The sequence below is a fragment of the Actinomycetota bacterium genome (assembly GCA_018333515.1).
GTDB lineage: Bacteria > Actinomycetota > Aquicultoria > Aquicultorales > Aquicultoraceae > Aquicultor.
In genome coordinates, this window is sequence record JAGXSZ010000019.1 from 13,769 (window position 1) to 25,836 (window position 12,068).

9 protein-coding genes are annotated in these 12,068 nt (G+C 54.6%); 4 read left to right on the top strand and 5 right to left on the bottom strand.

What is annotated here, in order from left to right:
• Nucleotides 1-88 precede the first annotated feature (88 nt).
• From KGZ93_04395 to KGZ93_04410, 4 genes are all read right to left on the bottom strand, one after another.
• Entirely contained in the window at nucleotides 89-472 is a 384-nt protein-coding gene (locus KGZ93_04395) for an aspartate 1-decarboxylase (protein MBS3908848.1), read from the bottom strand.
• A 91-nt stretch (nucleotides 473-563) separates the two neighbouring features.
• Nucleotides 564-1,412, bottom strand: a complete 849-nt coding sequence (gene panC / locus KGZ93_04400; protein MBS3908849.1) for a pantoate--beta-alanine ligase — start codon at nucleotides 1,410-1,412, stop codon at nucleotides 564-566.
• Between the two features lie 137 nt (nucleotides 1,413-1,549).
• Complete coding sequence (panB, locus tag KGZ93_04405) at nucleotides 1,550-2,413, bottom strand: 3-methyl-2-oxobutanoate hydroxymethyltransferase (GenBank protein ID MBS3908850.1); 864 nt, start codon at nucleotides 2,411-2,413, stop codon at nucleotides 1,550-1,552.
• Nucleotides 2,414-2,642: 229 nt separating this feature from the next.
• On the bottom strand, nucleotides 2,643-3,551 hold the full coding sequence (locus tag KGZ93_04410) for a DUF2520 domain-containing protein (GenBank protein ID MBS3908851.1): 909 nt from the start codon (nucleotides 3,549-3,551) through the stop codon (nucleotides 2,643-2,645).
• A 334-nt stretch (nucleotides 3,552-3,885) separates the two neighbouring features.
• On the opposite strand from KGZ93_04410, the gene KGZ93_04415 reads away from it, so the two are divergent.
• Nucleotides 3,886-6,153: a PQQ-binding-like beta-propeller repeat protein gene (locus tag KGZ93_04415; protein MBS3908852.1), complete on the top strand. Its 2,268-nt coding sequence runs from the start codon at nucleotides 3,886-3,888 to the stop codon at nucleotides 6,151-6,153.
• A 202-nt stretch (nucleotides 6,154-6,355) separates the two neighbouring features.
• Here the strand turns inward: KGZ93_04415 and KGZ93_04420 are convergent, their stop codons facing one another.
• A complete protein-coding gene (locus KGZ93_04420; protein ID MBS3908853.1) occupies nucleotides 6,356-8,245 on the bottom strand; it encodes an Ig-like domain-containing protein in 1,890 nt (629 codons plus the stop codon).
• A gap of 672 nt (nucleotides 8,246-8,917) precedes the next feature.
• On the opposite strand from KGZ93_04420, the gene KGZ93_04425 reads away from it, so the two are divergent.
• The 3 genes from KGZ93_04425 to pstA all read left to right on the top strand — a co-directional run bounded on the left by KGZ93_04425 (nucleotide 8,918) and on the right by pstA (nucleotide 11,997).
• Entirely contained in the window at nucleotides 8,918-9,736 is an 819-nt protein-coding gene (locus tag KGZ93_04425) for a phosphate ABC transporter substrate-binding protein (protein ID MBS3908854.1), read from the top strand.
• Nucleotides 9,737-10,123: 387 nt separating this feature from the next.
• The gene (gene pstC, locus KGZ93_04430) at nucleotides 10,124-11,059 is read left to right on the top strand and encodes a phosphate ABC transporter permease subunit PstC (protein MBS3908855.1); all 936 of its coding nucleotides are present in this window, start codon (nucleotides 10,124-10,126) and stop codon (nucleotides 11,057-11,059) included.
• Complete coding sequence (gene pstA / locus KGZ93_04435) at nucleotides 11,056-11,997, top strand: phosphate ABC transporter permease PstA (GenBank protein MBS3908856.1); 942 nt, start codon at nucleotides 11,056-11,058, stop codon at nucleotides 11,995-11,997. The genes pstC and pstA overlap by 4 nt, the downstream gene beginning before the upstream one ends.
• Nucleotides 11,998-12,068: the final 71 nt, after the last annotated feature.

A 12,068-nucleotide genomic window follows, 5' to 3' on the forward strand; every position in this document is an offset into this window, starting at 1 on the left:
AGACGTTCTTATCCATGGATACCATTATAGCGATAGGGCCGGTGTGCGACGAGTAAAAGTGATAAGAATCTTTGACCTAGCTGCAGCGCTACCGGCTCGTTGTCGGCTGCAAGACATCGGCGGCGGTGACCGGTTTGTTGTCGTTGTCCACCAGGACGACTCTCGGTTGCCACTCCGCTATCTCGCTCTCAGATACTATTGCGTATGAGAGGATGATGACCTTCTCGCCCGGCTGCATCAAGAGCGCCGCGGCGCCGTTGAGGCAGATGACGCCCGAGCCTCGCGCGCCGGCGATGGCGTAGGTCTCCAGGCGGACACCGTTATCGAGGTTGACCACACTTACTTTTTCGTTTTCGAGGATGTCGGCAAGTGCCATAAGCCCGCTATCGATAGTGACGCTCCCGATATAATCGACGTTCGCCTCGGTAATCGTCGCCCTATGGATTTTGCCTCGCAGCATAAAACGTTGCATATGCTCCTACCTGTTTCAACTATACGAAAGGATAACATCTAATTTAAAACAATTCGCCGTATTTTTCAAGCTCCGGCCGTGTGACGGCTTGTTAGGCCGGTCGCACCACTGCGTTATCGATCAAGCGAGTTCCGCCGACCCTGGCCGCTATCGCTATCAAAGTGTCGCCCGCGATTTTGGCGACTTCAGCTAGGCTTTGAGCGTCGCGGACCTCGAGATATTCAATCTCGACGAGACTCTCAGCCTCGATTACGTCACGCATCGCCCGCTCAACCTCGGCCGACTCTCTTATATTCTTATCTACCATCTCCTGCGCGATTTTAAGCGCTTTCGCGAGCACGAGCGCCGCTTTTCGCTCCCCGGCCGAGAGGTAGGCATTGCGCGAGGACATCGCAAGCCCGTCCGCTTCCCGCACCGTCGGTACACCGACGATTTCGCTGTCGATGTTCAAGTCGGCCGCTATCCTGCGCACCACGGCGAGCTGCTGCCAATCTTTTTCGCCGAAGACCGCTATGTCGGGCTCGACTATATTGAGGAGCTTGGCGACGACGGTGGCGACTCCGCTGAAATGCCCGGGACGGCTTTTGCCGCAGAGCACATCGGCGATGCCTTCAACGTTAACCGAGGTCGCATAACCCTCGGGATATATCTCCCCGGCGCTCGGCGTAAATAGTATGTCGACGTCGACGCTCTCCGCCATAGCCCTATCGCGGTCGAGGTCTACCGGATACTTTTCAAAATCCTCGCTTGGCCCGAACTGCGTCGGGTTTACGAAGATGCTCACCACGACTACGTCGGCCCGTTTCTTCGCCTCGCGCATCAGCGTCAGGTGGCCTTCGTGGAAGTAGCCCATCGTCGGCACAAACCCGACTCTTCTATTCTCCGCGCGAGCCGCGCCCAGCTTCTTTCGCAGCTCAACAATGGTATGTGTCTCAAACATCTCAATGCTCGTCATGGTCGGCGCCGTTACTGTAAAACACCTAGTCAGCGGTGCTATTATATCAGCGTACTGTTACAATTGCAAGGCAAACGCCAACTATGCGCAAACACGTAACACCACGATGTTACATGCTATTATTAAGACTCCTCCAGCCCCTTATCGATCATCTTTATAAACGTATCGAGGACGGCTTCATCCATGCCGTAGGAGTGCTCGGGGGTTGGGAAGACGTCGGTTCGAACCTCGGTGATATAGCTTTGGACCGCTTCGCCGACGATGGCCCTAAGATTCGTATATTGCTTGGAGAACTTAGGCGTGAACTTCTCGAACATGCCGAGGAGGTCGTTGGTGACAAGCACCTGGCCGTCGCAATTGGGTCCCGCCCCGATGCCGATGGTGGGGATGGAGAGGCCGGCGGTGACCAGCTCGGCGAGTTCCGCCGGGACTTTCTCGAGTACGATGGCGAACGCACCGGCCGCTTCGAGGGCGAGCGCATCGTCAAGGAGGACTCTGGCCTCATCGACGCCGCGCGCCCGCAGGCCGTAGCCGCCGAACTGGTGGAGGGATTGCGGCGTCAGGCCCAGGTGTCCCATGACCGGTATGCCGGCGTCCGTTATCTTCTTAACCAGCCCCACGATACGCGACCCGCCTTCGAGCTTGACCGCTTGCGCGCCCGAGAATTTCATAATAGAGCCGACGTTCTCGAGCGCTTTTTCATCGGATACCTGGTACGACATAAACGGCATATCGGTTATGATCATTGCCTGCGTGGAGCCGCGCGCCACCGCTTTGGTGTGGTGTATCATCTCCTCGACGGTCACGGGCAGCGTGTCCTCGTACCCGAGAGCGACCATGCCGAGCGAATCGCCCACCAACAGAATATCAATGCCCGCCGCATCCAATATTCCGGCGAACGCATAGTCGTATGCGGTGAGCATCGTTATTCGTTCACCCTTCGATTTCATCTCCCGCAGTGTCTGTATGTTCACCCTTCCCGCCATCTGCTATTTCCTCCCCCGTTTGAACATCCTATGCGCTTTATCTAGCGTTTTGCTCTGTTTAGAGCGCTTATTATACAAGCCAAAACGTACCCGCACCATCCACGGGCCCGTTTTTCCGCGCCGCTTTGTCTCACGAATACAAATAGGCGCCTACGGGCCGTCCCCTCCGCCGGCCTCTCCTCTCCCCGCCGCGCTTTGCGCTATAAACAGGCAACCGCAAACACGCCCGCTACCCATGCTCCGCTTTGAGCGCCGCATAGAGTTTGGCCGCGACTTCCGGTCTCAAGCCCCCGTTTGTCACAGCCATATCGACTGTTCTTAGCCCCAGCATGCGGTAGGTCTCGATTATCTCTTCGTCCATGACGACGAGTTTTTTGAGGTGCCGCTCGACAGTCTCGGCGTCCCCGCGGGCAATCGGCCCGGTAAGCGCAGGCGCGGCTCCGACGCTCTCGATGTTTGCGAGCGTCCCTTTTATCAGCGGCATCATCGCTTCTACCGCGGCGCGCTCCTCGAAACCGGCGGCCGCGTAGAGTTTTTGCGCGGTATATACCAGCGTCACCAGGTAGTTCGAGGCCACGCAGGCCGCGGCGTGGTAGAGCGTCTTGTGTCCATCGGCGACCTCCACGACTTTGCCGTCGAGGTCGGCGGCTATTCGCAGGGCGACCTCGCGGGCCGTCCCCTCCGCCGTCAGACCGAAGTAGGAGCCCGGCAGGCGCTCCACGGCAAGCTCGATGCCCGCAAACGATTGTATCGGGTGAAGGCTCGCCACACCGGCGCCGGCCTCTTTGGCGGAGGATAGCAGGTCGAGGCCGGCCGCGCCGCTCATGTGTATTACGGTCTGTGACGGGGTGAGCCCGCCGCCCGCCGCGAGTTTTTTGCAGGCGCTCTCGATTTGACCATCCTTTGTCGTGATAAGGATGACATCAAGATCCGCAGTTATGTATGAATCGGCCGGCGCTTCGCCGGTGTCCCGCACAAGGCGCGCTCCCGGCAGGTACAAGGCGGCCTTCTCGAGCGACGCCTCGCTCGCCGTGACCGCGACGGCAATGCGGTGTCCCTTCCTCCGCAGGAGGTAGCCAACGGCCGCCCCGACTTTTCCCGCCCCGATTATGGCGATATTATAGCCACTCTCACTCATGCGCCACCCGCTATCAAAGCGTAAACATATCAAACGCTTCTTATTTGTACCCTATTGTAATGTCTACCGCGCTTGAAGTCCAAAAAATCCCCGCATATTTACCCGTTCTTGCGGTCGCTCAATCACTCGGACCAGGCCCGAGCAGCGCACATACAGGCGCCGGTTTCATCTGGATAATACGAGCGCAAGGTAGTATAGTTGAGATGCGGATGTTATTATAACAGTCATTTCGGGTAAATAATTCAGGCCTTACTCGGGCACTCGGGCACTATACAGTCGCAAGAAAAGCAGGCTTTTTCGCCGATAGTGATATTTATAGAACAGGAGAAGCCATATGCCGACAGGCCCAGAACGGGAGCGCCGCGCCGGCGGGATACCGAAGATATTCATGCCTCGGCGTGAAAGCGCTTCCCAGACAGAGACCGCCTCGTCTCGCGCGTTGAGCCGTACCTCTATCGCGCTAATCGTTGTTGCGCTCATTCTAATCGCGCTCGTCGCTATCCTCACGACCATCTCGCTTCTGAGAAATACTCAGGCACCCGTTGGTGTCGCGGATACGTCGGGCGCCGTTAATTTCTCAGCCGAGCCGGGACCGCCGCTCCTCAAGGCCTGGGAGTACCAGGCGGGGGGTGCCGTGGTCTCGTCGGTAGCCGTCGCCGATGGACTCGTATATGTCGGTTCGGAAGACGATATGCTTTACGCGCTCGACGCGCAAAGCGGCGAGAAAAAGTGGACATTCAAGACCGGCAAGCGCATCGTCCGGGCACCGGTCGTGGCGGGACGCAGTGCCTATGTCAGCTCAAGCGACGGCTACCTCTACGCGCTCGATTCGGCAGGGGGCCGGCAACTTTGGCGGTTTTCTGCTGGGGCTGATACGAACCTCTCCTCACCGGTATCGGCGCAGCGTAGGCTCTTTGTGTCGGCCTGGGACGCGACCGGCCGCGATGGTGACAGCAGGGTCATCGCGATCAAGCCCGAAGACGGGAAGCGGGTTTGGGATGCCGAGGTAAGCGGGCGGGTCGTAGGGACTCCGACCGTTGGCGTCGGCCAAGTCTACGTCGGCTCGGAGGACGGCGCTATCTTTGCGCTCGATATGCTCGTCGGCACGGTGAAATGGCGGTTTAAGACGGATGGTCCGGTAAGCGCCTCGCCCCTCGCATACGATGACGTTCTCTATGCCGGTTCGTGGAACGGCACGTTCTACTGCGTCGAAACGGCAAGCGGGAAGAAGAGGTGGGAGTTTTCAGCCGGCGGCGCCGTATATGCAAAACCGGCGCTATCCGAGGGTGTCCTAATCGTCGGCGCTAACAACGGGAAGGTTTTCGCGCTAAACCCACACGACGGCACCGAACTCTGGGGCTTCGACACCGGCGATGCCATAACGGTTTCGCCGGTCATATCGGGTTCTAGCGTCTATATCGCAACGAGCGAAGAGCGTATCGTCGTCCTTGACGTTGCGACAGGCGAGCAGAGGTGGGCCTGTAACACGTACTCGCCGATTTATGCCGCGCCCGTCGTGAGTGAGGGTCTCCTTTATCTGGGCACCTCCGATGGCATGGTCTACGCGCTCGGCCGCCGGAGTGACGCCGCGACAAAGAAATCTTTCGCAGGCGATACGGGAGTGTTGAGCGTAAGCCATCTCGAACCGCCGCTTAGTGTAAAATGGCAACTTCAAATCGGCGACGTAATAGAGGTATCCCCGCTCTTGGCCGGAGATACGATATATGTCGGTTCAAACGACGGCAAACTCTACGCGCTCGACGCGGGGAGCGGTCGCGCGAAGTGGGAGTTTAAGACCGGACAGCCGATGAGCGCATCCCCGGTTCGGTCGAAGGATACGATATTCGTAGGGTCGAAGGACGAGTCCGTATACGCGCTCAACGCGGCAAACGGGGCGCGGAAGTGGTCCTTCAAGACCGGCGGCAGGTTGTTCACCTCACCCGCAGTCTCCGACGGGGTCTTATACTGCGGCTCGGCGGATGGCAAGCTCTACGCGCTCGACGCCGAGAGCGGCAAGCTAACATGGCTCCATAAGACCGGCGGCCCGATATTCTCATCACCGGCGGCTTATAAAAAGACCGTGTTTGTCGGCTCAAACGACGGTCATATGTACGCACTCGATACCTCGACCCGGCGGAAGAAGTGGTCCTTCAAGACGGGCGACCACATCTATTGCGACCCGCTCGTCTACCGCGAGACCCTCTATTTCGGCTCAAACGACGGTAAGCTCTACGCGCTCGACGCCGCGAGAGGCTCGAAGAAATGGGAATACGAGACCGGCTTGGCCATCTATGCCACGCCGGCGGCATACGATGGGGTGGTCTATATAGGCTCCGGTGACCGCAATCTCTACGCGCTCGACGCGGCGACCGGCCGGCTCATCTGGCGGTTTGAGACCGGCGGTCCCATATACACCAAGGCGCTGATTACGCGCCAGACGGTCTATGTTTGCTCGAATGACGGTAACCTCTACGCGCTCGACATAAAGAGCGGCGCCAAGAAATGGCGGCGCGCGATGGGCGCCAACGGCTCGCTGGCGGCGCGAGACGACATGCTCTTCGTAGGGCTAGGCGACGGCAAACTTATGGCGCTTGGAGAATAGCGGCGCGCTAGCCGATTAGTGATCGACGCCGACGCCGGTGTGGCGCCTTAAACAGACGCCGTCGAGGTTGCCGGTCGGCTCATCGAGGAGTAATATCTTCGGGTTCATCGAGCACACGGTAGCGAGAAGCCCTCCTCTTTTTAGGGGAGGGCTTGGGCGGCGGTGAATGGCTCCTGATTAAGCAATCATACGACGGTAGCGACTATCTCTTTGTGGTAAACGTTAGGATGAAATCCTCGTCAAGACCTTTCCCCTTGGTATCCGAGACGGCTTCAGCCGGAATGGTAAGCACGTAGGTCGTCTCTCTCTTCAATATCCCGGTTGGCCTGATTCTAAGCATTTTGCCCCAAAGCCTTACGCCGGCTCTTACGACATTGCCGTCCTCATCCGATAAAGTAATACTCGAGAAATCCGGGCCTTTTATAATGCGGGTGTCGAAAGTAACCCGTATTGACGGGTAGCGATGTACGTTAACCGCGCCATCCGGCGGCGTGGCCATACTAACATCCGGATTATCACCCGTCAAATCGTCGGAAGGCCTGTTGGTGGTTACAAAGAAATCCGCCACCGCCTCGGGCCTACCCCAGGCGGGTATATCGGCATATACCGCGTACGCACCGCGCCGGACCCGGTCGGGCACGGTCAGGGTGGCCCTGAACTTGCCGAAGCTATCGGTTTTTACGCTTCTGGAGGGTTCGTTAGCATCTTTTTTGCCGTTGCCGTTGATATCAAACCAAATTCTCCCGGACGACCAGACCTTAAAGTCCCGTCCGTTAACGATGAGTATCGTGCCCGGCGCTCCGCTGTTCACGCTCAAAGAGAGGGTTGGCTCCGCCAGAATCACTATGCTCGCCGAAATCGCGCCAAATCCGCCCCCTGGGATATCGGCAAGGACGGGATAGGTTCCCGCTGCCACCTTAGGTATGGTTAGGGAAGTTACAAAACCACCATGAGCATTAGTGGTCACCTTTTTATAGAACTCGTCGGTGTCCCTGACGCCGTTCTTATTGGCGTCAAACCAGACCCAGCCGGATGTATTTGACGGAAAGCGGCTGCCGACAGCATTGATCGTTCCGCCAGGTATTCCCTTTCTAGCACTCAAAGCCAAGATTGAGCCCTTTACCATGAAGTTTTGAGTAGGCGTAACGGCGTTACCCGCGGGAAGGTCGACCCGGACGGGGTAAGACCCCGGTGGTAAGCCACCGGTAGGTGAAGGCAGGGCGACTATTATTCTACCGAAAGCGTCACTTGTTACCGCCGCGGTAGGCTCACCGGTGTCCCTGACGCCGTTCTTATTGGCGTCAAACCAGACCCAGCCGGGCTTATTCGCCTCAAACCCGCTACCGGTAACAGTAATAAATGTGCCCGGTGAACCGCTGGTCGGGTTTAGATTTATGGAAGGAATGGCGGTAAAGATCGCCTCACCCTCGACATAGGCGCCTTCGGGAAGGTCGGCCCTTACAGGGTAAGCTCCCGCCGCTACGTTGGGGACGGTAATCGAGGCGTAGAATCCGCCGTAGCTGTTGGATGTTACTTGCATAGCCGGCTCGCCGGGGTCTTTAATATAATTGTTGTTGGTATCAAACCAGACCCAGCCCGCCCTACCGGGGGCAAAGTACCTACCGGTAACGATAACCGCTCTGCCGGGCGGCCCGCTGGTCGTCCCTAAGGTTAAGCTTGGATTTCTAACTATAAACAAAGCTTCGCCCTCGATAATGCCCCCGCCGGGAATATCGACCCGGATAGGATAATACCCCGGGGCTACGCCGGGCACGGTCAGAGCGGTGCTAAAATTGCCAAAACCATCGGTAGTCACACTACTTTGGGACTCGGCGGGATCTTTAATGCCGTCGCCGTTGGCGTCAAACCAGACCGAGCCGGCCTGACCCGCGACGAAGCCGCTGCCCGTAACGGTAATCCCCGTGCCTGAAGCACCGCCGAGCGGGCTCAAGTTAAGGCTTGGGGTTGCGAAAGCCGTACCTGGCAGCCAAAACAAAGTCGACAACAATATCGCCGCGAATGTCGCAAATTGCACAAATAGTTCAATAGGTCTAATACTCTCCCGAGACGGCATAACCTTTAGCACCAGCACCTTGCCCCTCCTTGCTCTGTCTCTTTCAGCTACTCCGTAATTTTTCTTTGCCGATTCGATATAAATACCGGAAATACCCGTAACCGATAATATCCGCGGCACTGTTTTCAGGAAAATTTTAACGGATGGACGACGAACAATGGTTAAACTATTGTAAAGAAATTGTTACAATTTCTGGTAATGTTTTAGTAATCCCCGAGCCCATAATTACGCTCGTGACGCCGCGCCGTGTTTAACAATCTTTTTACAATGTTTAAACCTCATTTTAACCAATTCCATAAGGCTCGATGTTAGCATTTCACTGTAGCGCGCTGGTAAATCCGTTACGAGTTGGACGGCCAAATATTAGCCGACATGGAGGTGATAGGGCGGCAAGAAATTGTGTTAGTTCGTGTTGGTTGGTAAGTGTGTTAGCAAGTGTGTTAGCAAGAGTTAAGAGTTAGTTGATTAGCAAGAATTAGTTGACCCGGTCAAGTAAGTGCGATGGTCGAAAACTAGAAGAAATAGAAGAGCGATAATAGAAGAGCGATAAATTGTTTGATCGGGTTTCGAGTTACATCAGGCTATTTAAGCCGTACGGACTTTAAGCGATTGATAAGTTAAAGCAGTCGGATTACACCACAGTATAACTGTGGAAAAGTATGGGAAAAAGTATGGAAAGGGGTTTTTGAAATGTTTGCAAATAAGTTGTTAAGCAAGAAAAAGCTTGTTGCGTCGATAGTCGCCGTTACGCTTATGCTATCCGCGACACCGGCCTTCGCTTCCAAGCTCACAGGAACACTTAATATCAGCGGGTCTACAACAGTTCAGCCGTTGACCGAACAATTGAAGGCCGGTTTCGTGAAAAAGAACAAGGGAGTCAAGGTCAATGTCACCGCTCCCGGTTCAAGCGCGGGCATTAAGGAAGTACAGGCCGGAAAAGTACCCATGGCCGGGTCATCCCGTGAGTTGAAGCCGGCAGAAGTAAAAGACGGCTTGGTAGCGACAAAGATCGCAAATGAGGCGCTCGTGGTTGTTGTTCATAAATCAAACAAGATCAAGGGACTAACTCAAGCTCAGGTTAGAGATATCTACCTTGGAAAGATCACAAACTGGAAAGAGCTTGGCGGCGCCAATGCGCCTATTATGGCGCAGGGACGCGATACGGCGTCGGGTACGTTCGCATACTTCAACGAGCACTTTCTCGGCACGGAAAAGCCGGCGCCAACAGTAAAGGAATTTGCCCACAATGGTTTGGTGCGTCAAGCGGTAACTAAGAATAAAAACGCAATCGGCTATATCGGTGCCAGCTACCTGAACCCGAGCGTAAAGGGATTAGCTATTGACGGCAAGGCGCCCACAAAGAAAAACTTCGCCGCGAAAAACTACCCTGTAATTAGGCCGCTCTTCTTTGTTACCAAGGGAGCGCCTACGGGGCTATCGAAGGCGTTCATCGATTTCAGCATAAGCGCGGCGGGCAAGAAAATAGCAAAAAAGGATTTTATGCCGTAACTTGCCGTAACGGTTAAGGGAAAGTTTCGCGGCCTCTCTCCGGTTGAGGCATTTAAGGTGAGCAGAGTTTGGCCGGAGAAGCACCCATTAAAGCGATAACGCTCAATATTGAAAAGTGCCGGTTTGTCGCCAGAGATGAGACTAGATAATAAGCCGGCACTTTTCAGGGTGTCTTAAGGTAGGTTGTCCGGCCATTACGGGTAGGCCAAAACCGCTCCGTTGGCGGATACAAGAAGTCAATTTCAGCAAAGGTAAATGAGGCGCATGAAAGCTTTTGATTCAAAAACGGCTAGTAGCGTAGAGCAAGAGAATATCGTCCTTAAACAAGTTTATAGCCCCCTCAGGATAGAAAGCGCATCCCGGCGGTATCGTCTCTGGGACAAAATTGTGGAAAAATTGCTCCTCTTGGCCGCGATTATCTCAGGCAGCCTGGTTTTAGTAGTAATCTTTTTCGTTATCAAGGAAGCGATTCCCATCTTTGTGCATAATGGTGTACGCTTTGTCACCGCCGGTGGATGGGATCAAGATATAAGCAAAGCATGGGCCAGTGTCGAGCCTATGTGGCGATTTGGCGCTCTGCCGGTTATCGTCGGTACGTTCATAGCCACGGGCGGGGCGCTTATACTTACTTTTATTTTAGGAATCGGGTGCTCTATTTTTCTAGCCGAACTGGCACCGGATGCTATTCGCTCACCGGTAGAGGCGATAATACGACTTCTCGCGGGAATTCCCTCGGTCGTCTTTGGGTTAATCGGCTTAATGATAGTCGTTCCGCTGATTATGGATTGGTTCATTAGCGATGAGTTAGCATTGAAATACATTAAAATAGTTCCCCTTGACGGACAGAGTTTGCTCGCCGGAATCTTGGTCTTGACATTCATGATCCTTCCTTTTTTTATAACGGTTGCCGTCGATGCTTTAAGGGCCGTACCGAAAACCTACAAGGAGGCAAGCCTCGCTTTAGGTGTAAACGGTTGGAGAACTATAGTGAAAGTGGTTATTCCGGTCGCAACGCCCGGTATAGTCGCGGGGATAGTTCTCGCATCGGGCCGGGCGGTTGGGGAAGCTATTGCCTTATCGATGGTCGCCGGCGCCATGGCTTTTATGCCCGATCCCTCACACGGGGCGGTCTTTTTTCTTGAACCGATTCGCACCATGGCTTCGGCTATCGTAGACAATAAAGAGACTATGGGGGCGGAAACGGTCGAAACGGCGCTATTCGCAATTGGCTCGTTACTTCTACTAGTAAGTGTTTTGCTAAGTTTAACAGCGAGAATTACCTTTAACAGGTTCCAAAAGAGAGTGATGGGGATGGTCGAATGATCGATATAGCGTTGAAGAAAAAGCGAAACCGGACTTCGCCGGGGCCGTTTTTGTGCTGGCTAAGTACGGCGATTATCGTGGTTGTTTGCGCCGGATTGGTTATATACCCGCTAATCGTCGGCGCCAAAGCGATAAATTTAGAGTTTCTATTGACCGATCCGCTGCCAAGCCTTAAAGAAGAATTGAGCGGGGGGATACTTACACCAATCGCCGGAACAATCATCATAATATTGATCACCTCGGTGATCACAACCCCAATAGCCCTTGGTACCGCCATATACCTTACGGAGTATGCGGGTAGAGATAAATTACCAACCCGATTGATGTCTCTCGGCATCGATGTGCTTGCCGGAGTTCCGAGCGCGGTATTGGCGATATTCGGATTGGCGGTATTCAGCCTCCCGCAATTGGCGATCTTCAGCAGTAAAGTTGAAGGGGCCGAGCTGTCATTTGGGAATTCATTTCTTGTCGGGGGGATAGTAATGATACTCCATATTATATCGTTTGTCATAAAAGCCATGGAGGAATCTATAAAATCCGTCCCGTCGAGCTATCGAGACGCGGCTTACGCTCTCGGAACTACGCGCTGGAGAACGATTAAGAGGGCCGTTTTGCCGGCGGCCAGGCCTGGAATAATTACGGGAATAATTCTGGGCATAGGTCTTATAGCCGGCGATACCGCCATTATCTGGCTTTGCGTGGGCGGCAGCATGACGATGACGGGCGCCGAGCAATGGTGGTTGCCATGGAACTGGCTTGCCGTCATCCAGCATTCCGGGAGCACCCTGACCTCCTATATCTTTTATTCGTCTCCCGCCGGAGAAGGAAACTCTCCAAATAAGGCTTTTGGAGCGGTGTTCGTCCTTATGGTTATAATTCTAGCGCTCAATCTGATCGTTGATTATTTGGGCAAAACAAAAAAGATAACACAGGTATGACAGGAAAAGACAACACAGGTATGGCCGGGGTGACCAACAATTATTGAATCGGAGTCTAAAATGGAGAACAA